General features: G+C 65.1%; 20 protein-coding genes. 7 read left to right on the top strand and 13 right to left on the bottom strand.

What is annotated here, in order from left to right:
• Positions 1-152 precede the first annotated feature (152 nt).
• Positions 153-1,781 (bottom strand): signal recognition particle protein, encoded by a 1,629-nt coding sequence (ffh, locus tag OU02_RS04440; RefSeq protein ID WP_033489011.1) that lies wholly within the window; start codon positions 1,779-1,781, stop codon positions 153-155.
• A gap of 136 nt (positions 1,782-1,917) precedes the next feature.
• Here ffh and OU02_RS04435 point away from each other — a divergent pair, with 136 nt between their 5' ends.
• Positions 1,918-2,823 carry a cation transporter gene (locus OU02_RS04435; protein WP_033489010.1) on the top strand — a complete coding sequence of 302 codons (906 nt, stop codon included), beginning with the start codon at positions 1,918-1,920 and terminating at the stop codon, positions 2,821-2,823.
• Positions 2,824-2,860: 37 nt separating this feature from the next.
• The gene (locus OU02_RS04430; protein WP_051918363.1) at positions 2,861-3,493 is read left to right on the top strand and encodes a hypothetical protein; all 633 of its coding nucleotides are present in this window, start codon (positions 2,861-2,863) and stop codon (positions 3,491-3,493) included.
• A gap of 5 nt (positions 3,494-3,498) precedes the next feature.
• Here OU02_RS04430 and cysS read toward each other — a convergent pair whose 3' ends face one another.
• From cysS to coaD, 10 genes are all read right to left on the bottom strand, one after another.
• Entirely contained in the window at positions 3,499-5,079 is a 1,581-nt protein-coding gene (gene cysS, locus OU02_RS04425; RefSeq protein WP_051918378.1) for a cysteine--tRNA ligase, read from the bottom strand.
• Positions 5,080-5,214: 135 nt separating this feature from the next.
• Positions 5,215-7,380 carry an ABC-F family ATP-binding cassette domain-containing protein gene (locus OU02_RS04420; RefSeq protein WP_033489008.1) on the bottom strand — a complete coding sequence of 722 codons (2,166 nt, stop codon included), beginning with the start codon at positions 7,378-7,380 and terminating at the stop codon, positions 5,215-5,217.
• Positions 7,381-7,444: 64 nt separating this feature from the next.
• Positions 7,445-8,173 carry a type 1 glutamine amidotransferase gene (locus OU02_RS04415; RefSeq protein WP_033489007.1) on the bottom strand — a complete coding sequence of 243 codons (729 nt, stop codon included), beginning with the start codon at positions 8,171-8,173 and terminating at the stop codon, positions 7,445-7,447.
• Positions 8,174-8,440: 267 nt separating this feature from the next.
• On the bottom strand, positions 8,441-8,995 hold the full coding sequence (ilvN, locus tag OU02_RS04410; RefSeq protein WP_033489006.1) for an acetolactate synthase small subunit: 555 nt from the start codon (positions 8,993-8,995) through the stop codon (positions 8,441-8,443).
• Between the two features lie 14 nt (positions 8,996-9,009).
• On the bottom strand, positions 9,010-10,905 hold the full coding sequence (locus OU02_RS04405) for an acetolactate synthase large subunit (protein WP_225531675.1): 1,896 nt from the start codon (positions 10,903-10,905) through the stop codon (positions 9,010-9,012).
• Between the two features lie 115 nt (positions 10,906-11,020).
• On the bottom strand, positions 11,021-11,776 hold the full coding sequence (gene rnc / locus OU02_RS04400; protein WP_033489005.1) for a ribonuclease III: 756 nt from the start codon (positions 11,774-11,776) through the stop codon (positions 11,021-11,023).
• 111 nt (positions 11,777-11,887) lie between these two features.
• Positions 11,888-12,082: a 50S ribosomal protein L32 gene (gene rpmF, locus OU02_RS04395; RefSeq protein WP_022858328.1), complete on the bottom strand. Its 195-nt coding sequence runs from the start codon at positions 12,080-12,082 to the stop codon at positions 11,888-11,890.
• A 72-nt stretch (positions 12,083-12,154) separates the two neighbouring features.
• On the bottom strand, positions 12,155-12,772 hold the full coding sequence (locus OU02_RS04390; protein ID WP_033489004.1) for a YceD family protein: 618 nt from the start codon (positions 12,770-12,772) through the stop codon (positions 12,155-12,157).
• A gap of 131 nt (positions 12,773-12,903) precedes the next feature.
• Complete coding sequence (locus tag OU02_RS04385) at positions 12,904-13,599, bottom strand: ATP synthase subunit B family protein (protein ID WP_033489070.1); 696 nt, start codon at positions 13,597-13,599, stop codon at positions 12,904-12,906.
• A 51-nt stretch (positions 13,600-13,650) separates the two neighbouring features.
• Entirely contained in the window at positions 13,651-14,160 is a 510-nt protein-coding gene (gene coaD / locus OU02_RS04380) for a pantetheine-phosphate adenylyltransferase (RefSeq protein WP_033489003.1), read from the bottom strand.
• A 185-nt stretch (positions 14,161-14,345) separates the two neighbouring features.
• On the opposite strand from coaD, the gene OU02_RS04375 reads away from it, so the two are divergent.
• Positions 14,346-14,651, top strand: a complete 306-nt coding sequence (locus tag OU02_RS04375) for a DUF3039 domain-containing protein (RefSeq protein ID WP_033489002.1) — start codon at positions 14,346-14,348, stop codon at positions 14,649-14,651.
• 80 nt (positions 14,652-14,731) lie between these two features.
• On the opposite strand, the gene OU02_RS04370 is transcribed toward OU02_RS04375, so the two are convergent.
• On the bottom strand, positions 14,732-15,742 hold the full coding sequence (locus OU02_RS04370; protein ID WP_033489001.1) for an aldo/keto reductase: 1,011 nt from the start codon (positions 15,740-15,742) through the stop codon (positions 14,732-14,734).
• 134 nt (positions 15,743-15,876) lie between these two features.
• Entirely contained in the window at positions 15,877-17,250 is a 1,374-nt protein-coding gene (locus OU02_RS04365; protein ID WP_051918365.1) for a nicotinate phosphoribosyltransferase, read from the bottom strand.
• 182 nt (positions 17,251-17,432) lie between these two features.
• Between OU02_RS04365 and OU02_RS04360 the strand changes: the two genes are divergently transcribed.
• From OU02_RS04360 to OU02_RS04345, 4 genes are all read left to right on the top strand, one after another.
• The gene (locus OU02_RS04360) at positions 17,433-18,059 is read left to right on the top strand and encodes a Pr6Pr family membrane protein (protein WP_033489000.1); all 627 of its coding nucleotides are present in this window, start codon (positions 17,433-17,435) and stop codon (positions 18,057-18,059) included.
• A 106-nt stretch (positions 18,060-18,165) separates the two neighbouring features.
• Positions 18,166-18,921, top strand: coding sequence for a ribonuclease PH (rph, locus tag OU02_RS04355; protein WP_033489066.1), 756 nt, complete (start codon positions 18,166-18,168; stop codon positions 18,919-18,921).
• 54 nt (positions 18,922-18,975) lie between these two features.
• Complete coding sequence (locus tag OU02_RS04350; protein ID WP_033488999.1) at positions 18,976-19,641, top strand: non-canonical purine NTP pyrophosphatase; 666 nt, start codon at positions 18,976-18,978, stop codon at positions 19,639-19,641.
• A gap of 59 nt (positions 19,642-19,700) precedes the next feature.
• Entirely contained in the window at positions 19,701-20,972 is a 1,272-nt protein-coding gene (locus OU02_RS04345; protein WP_033488998.1) for an aminoacyltransferase, read from the top strand.
• The last annotated feature ends 47 nt before the right edge of the window (positions 20,973-21,019 follow it).

Below are 21,019 nucleotides of genomic sequence, written 5' to 3'. Positions count from 1 at the left end.
TGACGTAAACGGCGAAAACAGTGACGATTACGGCGAAAATGATAGTCAATCACACGCTGGATAGGGTAGTGGCGGCGGGTTGCAGGGCTACTGGCCGGCAGCAAAGGCTGCGCGGCGCCACCCGACTTGGTTGGTGACGCCGCGCAAAGGGCTCAGCCGAGGAGACCGCTCAGGCCGCCACCCAGGTTTGGTGGGAGCTCGCCGCCGAAGGCATCCTGCAGTCCTTCCGGCAGCTGCGGGGTGCCTTGCTTCTTCGCGAACGCCGAACCCCCCGAGCTCGGCTTGCCCGAAAGGCGTGCGCGCAATGCCTTCTCTTCGGCCTCGCGCTTCATCGGATTGCCCGACTTGGAGCCGCCCTTCTTGCCTTTCTTCCCCTTTTTGCCTTTCTTGCCGCCGCCGGGGCCACCCATGCCGGGGAATCCACCCATGCCGGCTTTGTTGCTCATGCGCTTCATCATCTTCGCGGCCTGCTCGAAGCGCTGCAGCAGCGCATTGACGGCGGAGACGGTGACGCCCGAACCATACGCGATGCGAGCTCGGCGCGAACCGTCGATGATTTTCGGGTCGCGGCGCTCTTCGGGGGTCATCGAGCGGATGATCGCCTCGGTGCGGTCGATCTCGCGCTCATCGAACTGTTCGAGTTCCTTGCGGTGCTGCGCCATGCCCGGAATCATGCCGAGCAGCGACTTCATCGAACCGAGCTTGCGCACCTGCTGCAGCTGGGCCAGGAAGTCGTCGAGGCCGAAGCTGCCCTCCGCCATCTTCGCGGCGGCCTCGCGCGTCTGCTCCTCGTCGAATTCGCGCTGCGCCTGCTCGATGAGCGTGAGGATGTCGCCCATGTCGAGGATGCGCGAAGCCATGCGATCCGGGTGGAACACCTCGAAGTCCTTGAGACCTTCGCCGTTCGACGCGAATAGGATCGGCTTGCCGGTCACCGACGCGACCGAAAGCGCCGCGCCACCGCGCGCATCGCCATCGAGTTTGGAGAGCACCACGCCGGTGAAATCGACGCCCTCATCGAAGGCTTGGGCGGTGCGCACCGCGTCCTGGCCGATCATCGCGTCGATCACGAACAGGATCTCGTTCGGCTGCACGGCGTCGCGGATGTCTCGCGCCTGCTGCATCAGCGTCTCGTCCACGCCGAGTCGGCCGGCGGTGTCGATGATCACCGTGTCGTACAGCTTCTGCCGCGCGTATTCGATCGAGTCGCGCGCCACCTTCACCGGGTCGCCGGTCGTCTCGCCCGGGGCGGAAACCGCGTCGCCGCCCGCGGACTGCACGCCCTTCTCCGGCGCGTAGACGGGCACGCCGGCGCGCTCGCCGACGACCTCGAGCTGCGTCACTGCGTTCGGGCGCTGCAGATCGGCCGCCACGAGCAGCGGCGTATGGCCCGAATCCTTGAGCCAGTAGCCGAGCTTGCCCGCGAGCGTCGTCTTGCCGGCGCCCTGCAGACCCGCGAGCATGATGATCGTGGGCGGGTTCTTCGCGAAGTTGAGCGGGCGATCGACGCCCTGGCCCAGGATGTCGGTGAGCTCGTCATTGACGATCTTCACCACCTGCTGTGCCGGGTTGAGCGCTTCGGAGACCTCGGCGCCGAGCGCGCGCTCGCGTACGCGCGCGGTGAACGAGCGCACCACGTCGAGCGAGACGTCCGCATCGAGCAACGCGCGGCGGATCTCGCGGATCGTGCCGTCGATGTCCGCTTCGGAGAGCTTGCCTTTGCTCTTGAGATGCTTGAACGCGTTCGAGAGCCTGTCTGTAAGAGAACTAAATGCTGCCATAATGAGCCGATTCTAGCCGTTGCGTGGGAAAAGGGCGGGATTGTGTGGACGTTGTGCGACATGTCGTTTTGGTCTGCGCATAACCGTGTGGAATGTTAAGCTGGAGAGGTTGAGCGTGGCGCGAAGGAGTGGCTGCATGAAGCAGAAGAAAATCGAACAGCAGGCGTTGACGGTGGGCATCGTCGTCAATGTGGTCATGGTGCTCGCCGGATTCTTCGTGTTCTTCCTCACCGGCCTCAAATCCATGTTCCTCGACGCCTCGTTCACGGTGATCTCGGTCATCTCCGGCGGCGTGGCGTCGTATCTCTCCCGGAAGACGGTGCGCGTGAGCGACCGGTTCCCCAACGGCATGTTCGCGCTCGAGCCGATCTACGCGATCTGCAAATCGATCTTCACGATCTGCCTGCTGCTGTTTTCGTTCCTCGACGTGCTGCGCGTGGCGATCGACTATTTCGCGTACGGCGAGGGCGAGCGGCTCAGTTTCGGCCCGGTGATCATCTACCAGATCGCGGCCGTGGCGGTGTGCCTCATGCTCGTGGGGTATTACCGCGCGCGCAACCGGGCGATCGGCAACGCGAGCCTCATGCTCAAAGCGGAGGCGAACGGCACATGGATCGACGGTATGATCTCGCTCGGCATTGGCATTGTGGCGGTGCTGCTGTACTTCCTGCCCAATGGCACACCATTTGATTTTCTGCACTACACCGGCGATTTCTTCATTACGACGATCATTGTGCTGCTCACGATCAAGGAGCCGGTCATCGTGTTGCGTGACGCGTTTGTGGAGCTCGTCGGCGGCACGCATGACGACGAGGAGATCTCCGATGTTGTGACGCGCGAAGTCGAGACGCATCTGCCCGCGGGGATCGAGATGGAGAAGATCCACGTGTTCAAGACCGGCATGAACTTCGATGTGGACATCTTCATCGGCAGCACCAAGGGTACCGTGCAGATGGAGGAGCTCGTGGGGGCGCGCCAGACGATCGAAAAAGCGTTGGAGCCGAAGCTGTACATCGTCAACGTGGACTTCGTGTTCGAGTAGGTGGTGTGCGGCCGCGCGACGCATTCGCCTGCCGCGTATGGCGCACGCGGCCGCGCCCGCCGCGCGCCCGTCGTTCTTCGGCGACTTTGTGAGCGGATGGTCGTGGTCTCTGCGCAAACCGCTGCTCGTGACGGTCATGGTAGCGGCCGCACTGCTGAACTTCGGTGTGAACGGTGTCGAATATGCGATTCAATTGCATCTGATGCAGTTCAACACGGACGCGACGCTCATTGGCGCGATCGGCAGCGGCATCGCCGCGATGATGCTCGTCGGCGCGTTCGCCGCCGCGCGGTTGAGCGACCGCGTACCGGTCGGCGTCTGCATCTGCGTCAGTTTCGTGTTTCTGTGCGCGTGCGTGGCGCCGATGCTGTTCGCGTATGGGCCTGGAGTATCGGATGGCGCGTCGTATGCGCTTGTGTTTGTCGCGAATTCGGTGATGGGCCTGCCGTTCCCGATCATCGACGCGCTGCTGCTCGGCTTCGTGTATGCGAAGGCGCCGACGTTGATGCAGGGCAGGATCGCCGTCTCGCTCATCGTGCCTGTGCTCGGATTCCGCGGCACCATCGCGGTGTTCCTTGCGGCACTTGCGCTCTCCACGGTGATCGTGTTGTGCAGTGCGCGCATCCGCCGCATCCCGCGCGCCGACGGCTGGGATACGGCGGAACTGTAGCTAGGTCAGTCGAGGGACCAAGTCGAGCCGTTGGGGCCGTCTTCGATTGTGATGCCGAGGGCCGCAAGGTCGTCACGGATCTTGTCCGCGGCCGCGAAATCCTTGGCCTTGCGGGCAGCGGCGCGCGCTTCGAGCTGCGCGTCGATGAGGCGCCCGAGCGCGTCCTGCGCCGCCGACTCGCCGCCAGCTTCGTCGCCGCCGCTGATCCACGGTTCGGCGAGCGGGTCAAGGCCGAGCGTGTCGAGCATCGCGCGCACATTGACAAGCGTGGCGCGCAGGGCCGCGCGCTTGCTGGTTTCGGCGTCGTCCACGAGTTCGGTGAGCTGCGTGTTGCCCGCGCGCACCTGCGTGAAGATCGCGGCTGTTGCACGTGAAACATTGACATCGTCGTTCATCGCGGCCACGAAGTCCACCGGCAGATCGTCGGCGGAGACGCCCGCGATCTCCTCGCGCGACGGCTGCTCGCCGAGCGCTTCGCCCGCGTGTTCGATGAAGTTCATGATGCGGTCGTAGGCGGCTTGCGCCTCGGTGAGCGTCTGGTCGGACCACTCGAGCATCGACCGGTACTGCACCGAGCCGAGCGCATAGCGCACGACCCACGCGGAGTGCTCCTTGAGCACGACGGGCACCGAGAGCCCGTTGCCGAGCGATTTGCTCATCTTCTCGCCCTTCGCGGTGACCCACGCCGAATGCATCCAGCGGTTCGCCGTGCGGTAGCCGGCCGCGCGCGTCTGTGCCATCTCGTTCTCGTGGTGCGGGAAGCGCAGGTCGAGGCCGCCGCCATGGATGTCGAACATGCCGTCGAGGTAGCGGTAGCTCATCGCGGAGCATTCGATGTGCCAGCCCGGGCGGCCGGTGCCGAACGGCGTCTTCCAGCGCGCGTCGGCCGGGTCGGTGGGCTTCGGGCGCTTCCACAGCGCGAAATCACGCGGGTCGCGCTTGTCTTCGGAAAGGTCGGCCGGGTCAGCCGGATTGTATTTGTCTTCGCCGGTGGCGTCCACCGACGGCCCCATGCGGTCGGCCACGGTCGCCGCCTCGTCGACCTCGGTGGTCTGCTTCTGGTGGGTGAGTTCGCCGTAATGCGGCCACGACGCCACATCGAAGTAGACATCGCCCGTGAGTTCGCCGTTTTCGTCACGCACCACATAGGCGTGGCCGTTGTCGATGATGCGCTCGATCAGGTGGACCATATCCATGATGTGCCCGGTCGCGCGCGGCTCATAGGTTGGCGGCAGCACGCCCAGCTGCTCGTAGGCCTCGGTGAATTCGCGCTCATAGTGGTAGGCGCGCGCCCACCAGCGCTGCCCGGCCGCCGCGGCTTTGTCGAGGATCTTGTCGTCGATATCGGTCACGTTGCGGATGAACGTGACGTCATACCCCAAGCGCAGGAACCAACGGCGGATGATGTCGAACGCCACGCCGGCGCGGATGTGCCCGATGTGCGGCGAGCTCTGCACCGTGGCGCCACACACGTACATGCCCACCTTGCCCGGCTGGATCGGCTCGAAGCGCGAGACCTCATGCGACGCCGTGTCGTAGAGCTTCAAGGCGACGGCCGCGTTCGCGACGCCGCCGTCGCCGGCCATCTGCGTTTCGGTGAACTGCGGGTCCTTGAAAGTGTTGGCATTGCTTGCGTTGTGGGAATGCTCGGTCATGGTTCGAGCGTATTGCGTTTTGTAGACAAATAGAATGCGAGGCTCAAGCGTTTGCGATGCTGCTGTTCACTGGCCCATTTGCTCGGAAAGGTCGAGCCATTCGGCCTCGAGGTCCTCCGATTCCGTCGTGAGCGCCTGCAATTGCCCGTTGAGCTCGTTGAGTCCGACGTAGTCGCTTGGGTCGTGCGCCGCCATCTGCTCCTCGAGCCGCTCTTTCTGTGTTTCCAGCTTCTCGAGTTTGCGTTCGATCGCCGAAACGCGCCGCGAGGCGTCGGCATAGGCCTTGCCGCTGAGCTTCAGGGTTTCCGACGCAGCGGAGGCGGCGCCATCGGAGGCGCCGCCAGCAACATTCTCGCCAGCCGCGCCAGCCGCAGCACCTTCCAGCCCCAGCGGGTCCTCGCCGCGTTTGAGCTGTTCCACCATGTCGAGGTAGTCCTGCACGCCGCCCGGCAGGTGGCGCACCTTGCCGCCGATCAGTGCGAACTGCTCGTCGGTCACGCGTTCGAGCAAGTAACGGTCGTGGCTCACCACGATCAGCGTGCCCGGCCACGTGTCGAGCAGATCCTCCATCACGGCCAGCATGTCGGTGTCCAGATCGTTGCCCGGCTCGTCCATGATCAGCACGTTCGGTTCGTCAAGCAGAATCAGCAGCAGCTGCATACGGCGCTTCTGGCCGCCCGAAAGGTCGCGGATCGGCGTCATCAGTTGCGCTGCCTCGAATCCGAGCCGCTCCATGAGCTGGCCCGGTGTCACTTCCTTGCCGTCCACGATGTAGCTCGGCTTGTACCGGCTGAGCACTTCCTTGACCTTGTATTTGCCGAGCTTCTCCAGCTCGTCGAGCCGCTGTGAAAGTACGGCGAAGCGCACGGTCTTGCCGATGTTCACCCGTCCGGCGGTGGGCGTGAGCGTGCCGTCGAGGATCTTGAGCAGCGTCGATTTGCCCGCGCCGTTCGCGCCGACGATGCCGAAGCGATCGCCCGGCCCGATGAGCCACGTCACATCGTCGAGGATCTTACGGCCGCTCACCGTGATCTCCACGGCCGCGCTCGTCTCATCCGGAGCGGTTTCCGCCTCGCCGCGCGTGCCGCGCAACGCGTTGATCTCGCCCTCCGGCTCGTGGTGCGTCAGACCGTGCTCGGCGGCGACTTCGCCCGCGCGCGCCCCGAACGCCGAGGTGAGCCGCGGGTCATCCGCATCGTCGACGGCGATTGTGACGCTGCCGAACACTTGTGGTTCCCGCACCATCGGCTCCACCACGTCCACGGTGCTCGCCGACCGCGTGTTCGCCGCGAGCGCCGCCGCATCGGGGTCGATGTCCGCATACGAACCCTGCTCGCGGTCGTAGATCTGCGTCACGTCCACCAGATCCACGACCTGCTTGCCCAAGCGCGAGGTGGCCATCTGCTTGAGTTCCACCGTGTTGCGGATCGGCGGCACGTCGGCGATGAGCTCGGTGGCCGCCTTGACGTGGAATTTCTGCTTCGTGGACCGTGCGCGCGCCCCGCGCGAGAGCCACGCGAGCTCTTTGCGTGCCAGGTTGCGGCGCTTGGTTTCGCGCACGTCGGCCTGCCGGTCGCGCTCCACGCGCTGCAGCATGTAGGCGCTGTAACCGCCTTCGAACGGTTCGATCCGCCCGTCGTGCACCTCCCACATCGATTCGCACACTTCGTCGAGGAACCAGCGGTCGTGCGTCACGAGCAGGAGCGCGCCCGTGCCGCGGTTCCACCGGTTCTTGAGATGTTCGGCGAGCCAGTGGATCGTGATCACATCGAGGTGGTTGGTGGGCTCGTCGAGCGCGAGGATGTCCCATTCCTTGAGCAGCAGGCGCGCCAGGTCGGCGCGGCGCCGCTGCCCGCCGGAAAGCGAGCCGACTTTCGCATCGAGGTTCATGCCGCCCAGCAGTGCCTCCACGATCTCGCGCGACTGTTGCTGTGACGCCCATTCGTAGTCTTCACGCCCCTCGAGCGCGGCTTCGCGCAGTGTCGCGTTGTCGTCGAGCGTATCGCGCTGCGTGAGCATGCCGAAGGTCAGGCCGTTGCGGCGCGTCACGCGCCCGGAGTCGGGCTCCTGCGTGCCGGCGAGCAGTTTGAGCAGCGTGGATTTGCCGTCGCCGTTGCGGCCGACGATGCCAATGCGGTCGCCTTCGAACACGCCCTGCGTGACGTCGGTGAACACGGTTTTTGTGGCGAATGCGAGCGATACATGCTCAAGTCCCAGGTCATAAGTCGGCATAGTGTTCCACTGTAATGAGACCGCGGTAAATCACCGTGCCGGAGCCGTGCAGGCCGTGCGTCGGCTAGTTCATGAGCGAGCGCGCGTAGGTGTTGCAGCGCGCGGCGAACCCAGAGAACACCTGTTCGGCGAGCGGCTGCAGCTGGCCGTAGACCGTGGCGTAGGCGTCGCGCAGTTGGGATTTGGATCCGCCCGCCGCTTTGAGCTGTTTGACCATGGTGGGTTCGTCGAGCCACTCTTCGAGCAGTTGTGGTGTGACTTCGAGGTGGAATTGCATGCCGAGGGCCGATCCGAAGCGGAACGCCTGCACTTTGGTTTCGGCGGACCGTGCGAGCAGCTGCGCGCCTTCGGGCAGTGTGACGGCGTCGGTGTGCCAGTGCAGCACGTCGAGCTGTTTGCTCCACATGGAGAAGTAGTCGTGGCGTTCCATGCGTTTGATCGGTAGCACGCCGATTTCGGGCGTGCAGTTGCGTTTGAGTTTGGCGCCGAGCGCCGTGGCGATGATTTGGTGGCCCAGGCATACGCCGAGCACGGGTTTGCCCACGCTCACGGCGGCGCGCACGAGTTTGGCTTCGGCTTTGAGTCCGGGGTAGTCGTCCACGTCGGTCGCACCCATGGGGCCGCCCATCAGCACCACGCCGGCCACTTCGTCGAAGTCCGGCATGTCCGGTTTTTTGTGTGTGGTGATGTTCAGCGTCTGCGTGGGCAGCTCGATTTCTTCGAGGTCGGTGAGGATGCGCCCGGGTTTTTCCCACGCCGCATGCTGAAGAATCAGAACTTCCGGTTTGCTCATAGCCACTATTGTGCCATCTGCCCGGACGAGGCGGTGGAGTCCGCCTACTACCCGGCTGCATTTCGCTGTTTACGTCACTGTTTTCGCTGTTATCGTCATTAATCCGGCTAAAAAGTGACGATAACGGCGAAAACAGTGACACAAACGGCGAATCCACAAAGATGTAGCGGTGCGCAGGCCACGGTGAACGGGGCACCCGATATAGGAACGCCGCGCACCGCGCATGGGGGCGGATGCCCCGCGCACGGTGCACGGCGTTCGCTGGTTTCAGCGGCCGGTGATTTCCGAGCCGACCACTTTTTCGCTCAGCGCGTGTGGGCCGCGGGTCATCGCGACCGCGCCCGACCGCACAAGCTCGGTGACGCCGTAATGCTCGAGCAGTCCGAGCAGCGCGTCAATCTTGCCGCCCGCGCCGGTCGCTTCGATCGTGAGCGATTCGGGGTTCACATCCACCACGCGCACGCGGAACAGGCGCACGATCTCGAGCACGTCGGAGCGGTTCGATTCGTCGGCCGCCACTTTGATGAGCACGAGCTCGCGTTCCACTGTCGTGGCGGGGTCGAGGTCGACGATCTTGAGCACATGGAGCAGTTTGTTGAGCTGCTTGATAATCTGCTCGAGCGGCACATCCTCCACGTCGGCGGTCACGGTGACGCGTGAGATATCGGGGCGTTCGGTCGGTGAGACCGAAAGCGAATTGATGTTGAACGCGCGGCGTGCGAACAGCCCGGCGATGCGCGCGAGCACGCCCGGTCGGTTTTCCACGAGCACCGACAGCGTGTGACGCTGGGAACCCGGCTTGGATGCAGGATAGGATGTCATCTGCGGCGCCCCTTTCAGTTGTTTTCCTCGGTGGTTTCCGGCTCGTCTTGCAGGCTCACGTTACCCTGCGGGTTGAGCAGCGGCTTGATGCCCGGCATGTAGGTCACGTTGTCGTTGGCGTCACCGGCGGCGACCATCGGCCACACCATCGCGTCTTTCCACACGTGGAAGTCGATCAGTACCGGCCGGTCGTTGATTTCGTTCGCCTTGCGGATGCACTCGATGGCCTCTTCCTTCGTGCGTGCGCGCAGCCCCACGCAGCCGTAGGCTTCGGCGAGCTTGACGAAGTCCGGTACGCCCACGAGCCCGGTCTTCTCCTCCTCATGGAGGATCGTGGCCGAATAGTGCTTCTCGTAGAAGAGCGTCTGCCATTGGCGCACCATGCCGTACACGGAGTTGTTGAGCAGCGCGATCTTGATCGGCGTGCCTTCCATGAACGCGGTGGCGAGTTCTTCGCTCGTCATCTGGAACGAACCGTCGCCGTCGATGAGCCACACCGGCTTCTTGCCGTCGAAATACTGCTGCGAGCCGATTTCGGCGCCAATCGCGGCAGGCAGACCGAAGCCCATCGTGCCCAGGCCGCCCGACGAGATCCACTGGTGCGGGTGGTGGAACTCGATGAGCTGCGTGGCCCACATCTGGTGCTGGCCCACGCCCGAGACCCAGATCGTGTTCGGGTCCGCCTCGGCCGAAAGCTGCTGCACGACCCACTGCGGGGCAAGCGTGCCGTCCGTCGGCTCCTCGTACGCCACCGGATACTGCTCCACCCACTTGTCGAGCAACTTCCACCATGTCGTCAGATCCGGCTTGCCGTACTCCTTGTGCAGCTGCTCGATCTGCGGGATCAATGCCTGCAGCACGGTTTTCACATCGCCCACAATCGGCACGTCCGCCACGCGGTTCTTGCCGATCTCCGCCGGGTCGATGTCGATGTGGATCACGCGCGCGCCCGGGGCGAAGGCCTCGAGCTTACCGGTCACGCGGTCGTCGAAGCGCGCGCCGATCGCCACGAGCAGGTCGGAGCGCTGCACGGCGCCGGTCGCCGCGATCGTGCCGTGCATGCCGAGCATGCCGAGCACCGCCGGGTCGTCGTCGGGCACGATGCCGCGCGCGGGCAGCGTTGTCACAATCGGCGCGCCGGTCAGGTCGCTCAGCGCCTTGATCTCATTGCCGGCGTCGGAACGCACGGCGCCGCCGCCCACATACAGCACGGGGCGGAACGAGCGCTGGAACATGCGCGCGGCGTCGGCGAGCACGTGGCCGTGCGCTTCGGTCACCGGGTTATAGCCGGGCAGGATCATGCGCTGCGGCCACGAATAATACATCTCGCCGTTCTGCGCGGTCTTCGTCAGATCGACGACGACGGGGCCGGGGCGGCCGGAGCGCGCGATGTAATGCGCTTCGGCGAGCACGCGCGGCACGTCCTGCGCATTGGTGACGAGGTACGAATGCTTGGACAACGGGTAGGTGGCGCCCACGATGTCGGCCTCCTGGAACGCGTCGGTGCCGATCGAGTCGACGCCCACCTGGCCGGTGATCACCACCATCGGGATCGAATCCATGTTCGCGTCGGCGATCGCCGTGATGATGTTCGTGGCGCCGGGGCCGGACGTGACGATGCACACGCCCACCTCACCCGTGGCCACAGCGTAGCCTTCGGCGGCGTGCCCCGCGGCCTGCTCATGGCGCGCGAGGATGAACCGGAACCCGGTCTGGTCGTTGATCGCGTGGTATACGGGCAGGATCGCGCCTCCCGGGACGCCGAACACGTCTTTGACTCCCAGGTCCTCCAGCGAGCGTACCAGCGCTTGCGCGCCGGTCATCTTCTCTCCGTCGGCGATGGTGCGCTTGTGCTGATCTGCGGCGGATTTGTTCACGCCGCGGAACGCCTGCAGGGGTGTAGGTGACACTGCTTTCCCTCTCGTTGATAGTACGGCTGGGGCGGGCCCCACGGTTGCAGCCATACTACTGGAAGCAAGCAGGGCGTGGACAGTGATGACCGAATGCTGAATCGGGGTATGGGCACTACCGCTTCTTGCGCGCGCGTTGTTCCTTGCCGCGCGCGTCGAGCGTCTTCCAGCCCTCTTCGGCGGCGGCGAGCTGCGCCTTGCGTTTGCTCGTGCCGGTGCCGGTGCCGATGATCTCGACCGAATCGCCGAGCATGGCACGCGCCGTGAACACCGGCGCATACTCGGGGCCGGCCACCGACATCTGGTACCGCGGCTCGCCGAGGCCCATTTGATGCGCCTTCACGGTGAGCGACGTCTTCCAGTCAAGCGCCGGGCCTTCGCTCGCGACTTCGGCGAGCGTGTTGTCGATCAGGTGGTGCACGACCTTGCGCGCCTCGTCGATACCGTGCTCCACGAACGTGGCGCCGATGAGCGACTCCACGATGTCGCACAGGATCGAGCTTTTCTCCGCGCCGCCCTGTTCGCGCTCGCCGTGGCCGAGCAGGATGTAGGGGCTCACATGCAGTTTGTCGCGCGCGATGGCGCTCAGCTCCTCTTCGGAGACGGCTTTGGCGCGGATCTTGGCGAGCTGGCCTTCGGTCATGTCGGGGTGGCGCGCGAACAGCGTTTCGGTGGCGACGAGCTCGAGCACGGCGTCACCGAGGAACTCGAGCCGCTCGTAGTTCTTGACGCCGGGGTGCTCGTGCGAGAACGAGCGGTGCGTGAGCGCCTCCACGAGCAGGTCCGGCTGCAACGTGGTGCCGAGCGCGGCGAGCAGCTCGCTGGAAGGTGAGGGGATGTCTGTGCTTACCCGAACGGAATGTGAAGTCATAGTTGGCATACTACTCGGTGCCGTAACGGGCACCGGGCGCGCCGATGCATAGAAAAAACGCCCTGCCACCCGTCGATGGCAGAGCGTTGAGCGTCAGTGAACCGCCTGGATTCAGCGCGAATGCGTGGCGCGGATGGCCTCGCGGTAGACGCGGCCGCGGTAGGAACCGCAGGTCGGGCAGGCCATGTGGGCCAGGGTCGGAGCGCCGCAGTTCGGGCAGCTGATCGTCTGGGCGGCCTTGGCCTTCCAGGTGGAGCGACGCGTGCGCGTGTTGGCGCGCGACATCTTATACTTTGGCAGTGCCATAGTCGTATCCTCTGTTTCGTTCGAACAATATGAGCTTAAGCGTTCAGCATGTTAACACGCCTGCGGTACAACTCAGGCGTCGCCCTGCTCTTCCGCCTCGAGCTGTTCCTTGAGCGCAGCCAGACCGGCGAACCGCATGTCGGCCACTTTGTGCTCGTGCTCGGGGTGCTCGTTGAGATCGACGCCGCACTGCGGGCACAGGCCCTTGCAATCCGGGCGGCACAACGGCTGCAGCGGAAGCGCATCGACGAAGGTGTCGCGGATCAACGCTTCGATGTCGGCGAATGCGCCGCGGTCGATCAGCGGGTACACGTCCTCCGCCTCGTCCTCACCTGCGAAGATCTCCACTTCGTCGTCGGACTTGGCGGCCGTCTTCTCGCCATCCGCAGGCTGTTCCTCGAAGGGGAAGAACGCGGTTGCCTGCGCCGTCCAGTCGCGGTCGAGCGGCGTGTCGCAGCGCGTGCACACGGCGTGCACCGGCGCGGTGAAGCTGCCGGTGAAGATCAGCCCGTCCACAATCGAGTCGAACCGCCCGCGCACCTGCACGTCGCTGCCTTCGGTGATGCCGACAATCGTGTCGCCGATGCCGCCCGGCGCGGGGAACGCCTTGTCGATCTCCATCGACTGCCCCGCGCGCGAACCGATCTGCGCCACGGGAATCGTCCAATCCGTATACGTGACTCGTGCCATATCTCCACGCTCTCCATTTCCTCGTGCCGGGCCGTGCGTGCGGGCCCGGTCTGCTGCTTGTGCGCTGTCTGTTTGGTTCAATTTGGTTCAATCGCCTGCGCGCGCGTGGTATTCCACGCCGCCGCGCCGGCCTAGTCGTCCGGGTAGTCGCCCTCGTCGAGCCGCGGCAATTGCTCGGCGGCTTTCTGCTGGCGGTCCTCGAGCACCTTGAGTCCCGCTTGCACGTCGCGTTCCAGCTTGTGCAGTTGTTCTTCGAGGTCGTTCATCACGCCGATGCAGTAGCGGTCGGCGCCCTGCGTCAGGTGGTCCGATTTGCTCTGCGCCTTGTCGAGCATCGACCGCGCCTTTTCGCGCGCCAGCTGCGTCACGTTCTCCTGGCTCGCCATGAAGCGCACCTGTTCGTTCGCGTCGCGCACCATGTCGGCGGCGCGGCTCTGCGCGGATGTGATGATCACGTTTGCCTGGCTTTGCGCGTCGGCGAGCCGGCGCTCGGCCTCGCGCATCAGCGCCGACGCGCGCTCGAGCTGCACGGGGAGCATCGATTTGAGCGACTGCAGCTGTTCGAGGAAGTCGTCGCGGTCGATCTTGACGGCCGTGGGTGAGAAGATCGAGCCTTTCGCCTCGTTGAGCATGCGTTCCATCGCGTCGATCGCGTCGTACACGGTGGTGAACTCGGCCTGCTCATGCGCCGGCGTGACACCGCCGTCGCTGTCGTGGGTTTCGCGCAGGTCGGGCAGGTCGTCCATCGAGAATCGGTGACGCTGTGTGGGGGTCGAAGCCTCGGTGCCGGTGGGGTCGGTTTCCGGTTCGGGGTGTGGTTCCGTCATGTCCGTCATGGGTGTGCTCCTTCTGGCCTCTCGTTACGCCTGGTTGCCGGTTCAGTGCTGTGCCGTCGCGGCCGGCCGCTCGGCGTGCAGCGCGGTGTACAGCATGGGGATCACGTAGTCGGGCACCATGCCGGTCACGTCGCCGCCGTGGCGCGCCACGTCTTTGACGACCGAGCTCGAGATGTGTTCGAGGGCCGGCGCGGCGGGCAGGAACATCGTTTCGATGCCGGCGAGTTTGCGGTTCACGAGCGCCATGCCCAGCTCGGCTTCGTAATCGCCGTTCTGGCGCAGGCCTTTGACGATCACCGGCGCGCCCACCTTGGTGCAGTAGTCGGTGATCAGGCCGTCGGTGGAGCTGACGACCACGTTGTGGCAGTGCATATCGGCGAGCGCATGGCGAATGATGTCCACGCGTTCATCCTCGGTGAACAGCGGCGTCTTCGCCGCATTGACCGCCACAACTACATGCACTTCGGTGAACAGGCGCGCGCATCGTTGGATCACGTCGAGATGACCGCTCGTCACGGGGTCATAGGATCCGGGGCATACTGCAATAGTCATATGCACTAGAGTACTGTGCGGCGCGCCTGCATCATGGTGTTTCGCCCGTTTTTTCGCTCTTGGTGCCGCCTGTGCGCACAGATGCCGGGCATGCGTGCCACAATGGAGGGCACAAGGCAGGCTTTTGCGTGGGGCGTCGCGTGTTGGCGCGCGCCGTGCGCACACATACAGAAACGGAGAGATCGATGAGTGCATGGATGGATGGCCTCGATGACGCCGATCCGCTGTTCGCGCCCGATTCGGGTGGCGGCACCGCGGTGCTCGAACGTCCGGTCGAAGAGGAGCAAGAACAGCGCAGCAACGATGGCGAAGGCGACCGCTTCGCCCATTACGTTTCGCGCGAGCGCATCGCCGAATCGCGCCTGACCGGCCGCCCGGTAGTGGCGCTGTGCGGCAAGGTGTGGGTGCCGAAACACGACCCGAAGAACTACCCGGTGTGCCCGGAGTGCAAGCGCATCTTCGAGGAGTACGGCGCCGGCGGCGGGTTCTGACCCCTCCGTGTCCGCGTACGCACACTGCCCGTAGCATCCTGTTCCGCTACGGGCAGTGCCGTCTCTGCTACGGGCACGGGTTATGCGCCGGCGATCTCGTCGATGCGGCGCAGTTCCTCATCGGTGAAGTCGGTGTTGTTCATCGCGGCGATGTCGTCGAGCACCTGCTGCGGTTTGGAGGCGCCGACGAGCACGGAGGTGACCGCGTCGTCGTGCAGCAGCCACGCGAGCGCCATCTCGGCGAGCGTCTGCCCGCGCTGTTGCGCGATGGCGTTGAGTTCGCGGATCTGGCCCATGCGCTCGTCGGTGAGCGCGTCCTCGCCGAGGAACCGGCCGTCGTGCGCGATGCGGCTGTCGGCCGGGATGCCGTTGAGGTAGCGGTCGGTGAGCAATCCCTGTTCGAGCGGCGAGAAGGTGATCAGCCCTTTGCCGAGCTTCTTCGCGGTCTCTTTGAGCCCGTTGCGTTCGATCGTGCGGTCGAAGATGTTGTAGCGGTTCTGGTTGATGACGAACGGCACATGCAGCTCGTCGAGGATCGCGGCGGCCTGTTCGAGCGTCGGCCCGTCGTAGTTCGAGAGCCCCGCGTAGATCGCGCGCCCGCTGTTGACCGCCTGGGCAAGCGCGCCCATCGATTCCTCGACCGGGGTGTCCGGATCCATGCAGTGGTGGTAGAAGATGTCCACATAGTCAAGGCCGAGGCGTTCAAGGCTCTGGTCGAGGCTCGACAGCAGGTATTTGCGGCTACCGCCACGCCCGTAGGGCCCGTCCCACATCTCGTACCCGGCCTTGGTGCTGATGACCATCTCGTCGCGGTGGCAGGGGAAATATTCGCGCATGATGCGCCCGAAGTTCTTCTCCGCGCTGCCCGGTTCGGGGCCGTAGTTGTTCGCCAAGTCGAAGTGCGTGATGCCGTTGTCGAAGGCGGTGAAGACGACCTCTTTCATTTGCGCGTACGGCGTGATGTCGCCGAAATTGTGCCATAGGCCCAGCGAGACTTCCGGAAGCTGCAGGCCGGAATCGCCGCTGTGCACGTAGCGCATCGATTCGTAGCGGGTGGGGTCGGGGGTGTAGACGGCTGTTGGTTCGAACATGGTCACTCCATCGTGTCGTTCTATGTCTGTTGAGTTGTGATTATAATTGTTCGGATTTGTTCCTTTACGTCGTCCCAGTATACCACGGGAGGACCAGCGGCGCCCGCGCACCGGGGGCGCGGGCGCCGCGTGGCTCACTGCGGCAGCACGGTCGTCTCGGTGGGGATCACCGGGTCGCCGCGCATGAGCGACTGCGCGGTGATCGGCAGCTCGCTCAGGGCCTGCGCGTGGTAGTCGCGCGCGTTCATGATCGCGTCATGCCCGCGCCACTGGTTGTCGATCTGCCCGTGGTCCACATAGTCGACGAGCAGGTCCTTCCACCCTTCGCCCGGCGCAAAATCGGCGAGCGCCTGCGCATTGCCCGCGATGACATGCTCACAGCTCGCAAGCGAATATTCGTACGAGCGGAACGCGAGCTTGCGCCCCGGCACCGTGGCCTTGTCTTTCGACTTCTTCGCCACCGGCTCCATTGCGCCGTGCGCGCCCATGCGTTCGGTGAGCTTGTAGACCATCGCGCATGTGGGGGCGCCGGAGCCCGTGACGAGCTGCGTGCCGACGCCGTACGAATCGACCGGCGCTGTCTGCAGCGCGGCGATTGCGTATTCGTCGAGGTCGTTCGTCACCGTGATCTTCGTGTTGACCGCACCGAGCGCGTCGAGCTGGTTGCGCACGCGCTGGGCGAGCGCGGCCAGATCGCCCGAGTCGATGCGCACGCCGCCGAGCTCCGGGCCGGCCACTTCGACCGCCGTGCGCACGGCCTCCTCGATGTTGTACGTGTCGACGAGCAGCGTCGTGTTCCTGCCGAGCGCGGCGATCTGCGATTCGAACGCGGCGCGCTCGCTGTCGTGCACGAGGGTGAAGCAGTGCGCGGCAGTGCCGATCGCGGTCAGGCCGTACAGTTGCGCAGCGAGCAGATTCGCCGTGCCCTTGAAGCCGCCCACGATCGAGGCGCGCGCCGCCGCCACGGCCGCCCACTCGTTGGTGCGCCGGCCGCCCATGTCCATGCACGGGCGGTTCTTCGCGGCCGAAGTCATGCGCGAGGCCGCCGCGGCCACCGCCGAATCGTAGTTGAGGATCGACAGGATCAGCGTTTCGAGCAGCGTGCACTCGCCGAAGGTGCCCTCGACCTGCAGGATCGGCGAATTGGGGAAGTACGCCTCGCCTTCGCGGTAGCCGCGGATCGTGCCGTTGAAATGGTAGTTCTCAAGCCAAGTGATTGTCTCTTTGCTCACAATGTGGCGGTCGGCCAGGAACCGCAGGTCGTCTTCGCTCGGGTGGAACGCCTCGAGTTCGTCGAGCAGGCGGCCGATGCCGGCGACCACGCCGTAGCGGCGCCCTTCGGGAAGGTGGCGTGTGAAGACCTCGAACACGCAGTCGCGGTTGGCGGTGCCGTCTTGCAGCGTGGCGTCGAGCATCGTGTACTCGTACATGTCGGTCATCATCGAAGGGTTGACCGGTCCGCTGATCGAACGGGGGTGTGGCGTTGTCTGGATGGGTTGTGTGGGCATGGATGGCTCCTTTGCTGGGCGGCTGGTGCGTACTTCGCTGTGCCGGCGGCGGGACGTGGTTGTTCCGTCGTGCTGTGTGCAGCGTTGCTCTTAGCGTAGTCGCCGCGAGCGGCAATGCGCTGCGGGCGGGTCGAGGGGTGGCGGCGCGCGGGTGGTGCAGGACCGCACGCTAAACTGGGGCCATGCGTTTTGTTGCGGGAATCTGGCGCCTGGCGATTGTGGCGCTGTGCGTGATGGGCACGTCGGAAGCATGGACCCAGCCGAACCGTTGGGTGTATTTCACGTTCCAGACGGGCGCGCTCGTCGGTTTCGTCATGCTGTGGGCGGGCGCGGCGAGCCTTGTGCGCGGCGTGCAGCCGCCGGCATGGCTCAAAGGCGCCGCCACCACCTACGCGATCGTGGTGGCGCTTGTGGCGTTCACGATGCTGCCGCCTGACGATCCGCGCTATGTACCGCAGATCATGGGCATCATGACCAACACGATGCTGCACCGCATCGTGCCCGCCATGGTGGTGCTCGATTTTCTGCTCTTCGACGAACACCGGCGCCTCAAGGCGTCCTACCCGCTGCTGTGGCTCATCTACCCGCCGCTCTACCTGACGTTCGTGCTTGTGCGCGCGTGGTGGTGGCCGCACGCCGGCCCCGGCGCCGGCGGCAGCCCATACCCCTACGACTTCCTGAACCTGCCGGCCGTGGGTTGGGCGCAGTTCGGCATCGCGTGTCTCAAAGTGCTCGCTGCGTTCCTGGCGAGCGGCGCGGTCGTGTGCCTCGTCGACCGCGCGCTTCCCGAACATCCGCTCGCGAAGTAGCCACGCGCTGAACCGGCGCGCGCGTACTATCCTGCAAAGAGCAACATAAACGGTGCGCTGCCGTGCGCACCCGGAGAGGAACAGCAACACCGTGCAAATCAAAGACATGCTCGACGCCCAGACGATCATCCGCACCGACGGCCGCGCCGTCGACGAACTGCGTCCCGTGAAGATCACCCGCAGCTTCACCGATGTGCCCGAAGGCTCCGTGCTCATCGAATGCGGCAACACGCGCGTCATGTGCACCGCCACATTCACCCCCGGCGTGCCGCGCTGGCGCAAAGACAGCGGCCTGGGCTGGGTGACCGCGGAGTATGCGATGCTCCCGCGCGCCACCGCAGAACGCACCGACCGCGAATCCGTGCGCGGCAAGGTCGGCGGGCGCACGCACGAGATCAGCCGCCTGATCGGCCGCTGCCTGCGCGCGGTCGTGGATATGAAGGCCCTGGGTGAAAACCAGATTCAACTCGACTGCGACGTGCTGCAGGCAGACGGCGGCACGCGCACCGCGTCGATCACCGGCGCGTACGTGGCGCTCGTCGACGCGCTGCACTGGGCGAAGAGCCAGCATAAGATTCGCAGCGTGGAGCGCGTGCTCAAAGACAGCGTCTCCGCCGTCTCGGTCGGCGTGATCAACGGCACGCCCATGCTCGACCTGCCGTACATCGAAGACAGTCAGGCCATGACCGATATGAATGTGGCGATGACCGGCTCGGGTGACTTCGTCGAGATCCAGGGCACCGCAGAGCACCGCCCGTTCTCACGCGACGAACTCAACGTGCTGCTCGACCTGGCCACCAAAGGCAACCGCGAACTGCAGCGCGCGCAGGCCGACGCGCTCGCCGAACTCGCCGAGCGCTGAGACCGCACTCGGCAATCCACCCAGTCCAACCGCAACCGCACCAAGGAGCACACCGTGAAGATCGTCGTCGCCACGCACAACGAAGGCAAACTTGTGGAGATCCGCAACATCCTCAACGAGCAACTCAGCGCCGCCGCGCAGGGCATCGAACTCGTCTCCGCCGGCAGCCTGGGCCTTGCCGACCCGGCCGAAACGGGCGTGACCTTCGAGGAGAACGCGCTGCTCAAGGCGCGCTTCGTGGCGGGCGAGACCGGGCTGCCGGCGATCGCCGACGACTCCGGCCTGATCGTCGATGTGATGGGCAACGCGCCCGGCATCCTCTCCGCGCGCTGGTCGGGCACGCACGGCGACGACGAGGCGAACAACCGCCTGCTGCTTGCGCAGATCGAAGACATCCCCGACGACGACCGCACGGCGCGCTTCCGCTGCGCCGCCGCGCTCGTGGTGCCGGTGGAGAGCGACGGCGACGGACTCGGTGAGTTCCACGAGACCGTCGCGCTTGGCGAGATGCCCGGCACAATCCTGCGCCATCCGCACGGCGCGAACGGCTTCGGCTACGACCCGATCTTCATGCCCGACGACCAGCCGCAGGCCGCGCGAGACAGCGGCGAGCTGCTTACGAGCGCGCAGATGATGCCCGAGCAGAAGAACGCGATCTCGCACCGCGGCAAGGCGTTGCGCGCGCTCGTGCCCGCCGTCAAAGCGCTGCTCGACGACTAGGCGAATCAATATCAATAGAGAATCAACAGAGACAAAGTAAGACTGCATAGTAGGTATTCATGCGTTCTTTGACGTTCACCGAACTTTCCGCGGACGACTTCGAGGCGTTCTCCGAGCGCGCGCCGCGCGGCAACTTCCAACAGACCGTGATGGCGGCCCGCCTGCGCGGCGCCAACGGCGTGGCCACGCGCTTCGTCGGCGTGCGCGAAGGCACCGAGACCGTGGCGGCCGCACTGCTCGAGGTGCACGGGTCCGGCCCCGCCACATTCTGCGCGGTGCACGACGGTCCGCTGTGCGACTACGACGACCGCGAACTGACCACATTCTTTCTGGACCACTTGGCCGCGTACGCCAAGCGCCTGCACGCCGTGCACCTCGACATCACACCCGAACAGCCGTACCGCGTGCTCAACGCGGAAGGCGAGCCGATCGCCGGCGACCCGGCAAGCGACCCGGACAACGCGATGATCGCGAACATCACCGCCGCGCACATGGCCCACGGCGGGTTTACACGCGGGTACACGGCCGTGCCGCGCTGGCGGTTCGTCAAGGACCTCACCGGCATCGCCAGCGCGGAGCAGCTGCTCGCGTCGTTCTCGAAGCGTACCCAGTGGAGCGTCAAACGCGCGCGCAGCATGGGGGTGTGCATCCGGCAGATCGGCATGGACGAGCTGCACCTGTTTGCGTCGATCGAGCAAGCCACCGCCGAGCGCCGGCATTTCGCCTACCGCGGCGAGGAGTATTTCCGCCAGTTCGCGCAGGCGTACGGCGAGCGCGCGCATTTCCTGATCGCCGAAATCGACACGCAGGCCTACTTCAATGCGATGGAGCGGAAGGCCGACGACCTGCAGCGGCTCGTGGATGATTTGGAAGCCAAGATTGCCGTGCATGAGACGACGAAACTGCGCCGGCGCCACAACGAGGAGTCGAACAATCTCGCGGCCGCGCGCAAGCGGCTCGACGAGGCGCGCGTGCTCGTGGCGCGCGGCGAGCGGATCCCGGTCGCGGCGTCGCTGTTTGTAGACATGCCGCAAGAGGTTGTCTATCTGTTCTCGGGTTCGCTTGAGGAATACAAGCCGTTCTACGCGTCCGCGCTGATCCAGTACGAGGCGATGTTGCGGCTGTGCGTGGAGCAGGGCATCGCGCGTTACAACTTCTACGGCATCGACGGCGTGTTCGACGACCCCAATAGCGAGGGCCGCGGCGTGCTCGAGTTCAAGCAGGGATTCAACGGGTACGTGGAGGAGCTGCCGGGCGAGTTCATGCGCGTGCTGCGCCCCGCGCTCTACCGCCTCGAGCGGCTTGTGCACACGGTTTGCTCTCGGCGATAATCATTTCTTATTTTTCTGTGCGATAATTATCTGCTTTGAGCGCAACA

The organism is Bifidobacterium pseudolongum subsp. pseudolongum DSM 20099 (assembly GCF_000771225.1).
Taxonomy (GTDB): domain Bacteria; phylum Actinomycetota; class Actinomycetes; order Actinomycetales; family Bifidobacteriaceae; genus Bifidobacterium; species Bifidobacterium pseudolongum.
This window is presented reverse-complemented; position numbering and strand designations above follow the sequence as displayed.

What these genes read in the sequence shown, in the direction of transcription:
- OU02_RS04385 (WP_033489070.1), bottom strand. Translation starts at nt 13,599, where the DNA reads ATGACGGAACCACACCCCGAACCGGAAACCGACCCCACCGGCACCGAG.
- OU02_RS04345 (WP_033488998.1), top strand. Translation starts at nt 19,701, where the DNA reads ATGCGTTCTTTGACGTTCACCGAACTTTCCGCGGACGACTTCGAGGCG.
- OU02_RS04420 (WP_033489008.1), bottom strand. Translation starts at nt 7,380, where the DNA reads ATGCCGACTTATGACCTGGGACTTGAGCATGTATCGCTCGCATTCGCC.
- ffh (WP_033489011.1), bottom strand. Translation starts at nt 1,781, where the DNA reads ATGGCAGCATTTAGTTCTCTTACAGACAGGCTCTCGAACGCGTTCAAG.
- rpmF (WP_022858328.1), bottom strand. Translation starts at nt 12,082, where the DNA reads ATGGCACTGCCAAAGTATAAGATGTCGCGCGCCAACACGCGCACGCGT.
- coaD (WP_033489003.1), bottom strand. Translation starts at nt 14,160, where the DNA reads ATGACTATTGCAGTATGCCCCGGATCCTATGACCCCGTGACGAGCGGT.
- OU02_RS04415 (WP_033489007.1), bottom strand. Translation starts at nt 8,173, where the DNA reads ATGAGCAAACCGGAAGTTCTGATTCTTCAGCATGCGGCGTGGGAAAAA.
- rph (WP_033489066.1), top strand. Translation starts at nt 18,166, where the DNA reads ATGCTCGACGCCCAGACGATCATCCGCACCGACGGCCGCGCCGTCGAC.
- OU02_RS04360 (WP_033489000.1), top strand. Translation starts at nt 17,433, where the DNA reads ATGCGTTTTGTTGCGGGAATCTGGCGCCTGGCGATTGTGGCGCTGTGC.
- rnc (WP_033489005.1), bottom strand. Translation starts at nt 11,776, where the DNA reads ATGACTTCACATTCCGTTCGGGTAAGCACAGACATCCCCTCACCTTCC.
- OU02_RS04390 (WP_033489004.1), bottom strand. Translation starts at nt 12,772, where the DNA reads ATGGCACGAGTCACGTATACGGATTGGACGATTCCCGTGGCGCAGATC.
- OU02_RS04365 (WP_051918365.1), bottom strand. Translation starts at nt 17,250, where the DNA reads ATGCCCACACAACCCATCCAGACAACGCCACACCCCCGTTCGATCAGC.
- cysS (WP_051918378.1), bottom strand. Translation starts at nt 5,079, where the DNA reads ATGGCCGGCGACGGCGGCGTCGCGAACGCGGCCGTCGCCTTGAAGCTC.
- OU02_RS04370 (WP_033489001.1), bottom strand. Translation starts at nt 15,742, where the DNA reads ATGTTCGAACCAACAGCCGTCTACACCCCCGACCCCACCCGCTACGAA.
- ilvN (WP_033489006.1), bottom strand. Translation starts at nt 8,995, where the DNA reads ATGACATCCTATCCTGCATCCAAGCCGGGTTCCCAGCGTCACACGCTG.
- OU02_RS04430 (WP_051918363.1), top strand. Translation starts at nt 2,861, where the DNA reads ATGGCGCACGCGGCCGCGCCCGCCGCGCGCCCGTCGTTCTTCGGCGAC.
- OU02_RS04435 (WP_033489010.1), top strand. Translation starts at nt 1,918, where the DNA reads ATGAAGCAGAAGAAAATCGAACAGCAGGCGTTGACGGTGGGCATCGTC.
- OU02_RS04375 (WP_033489002.1), top strand. Translation starts at nt 14,346, where the DNA reads ATGAGTGCATGGATGGATGGCCTCGATGACGCCGATCCGCTGTTCGCG.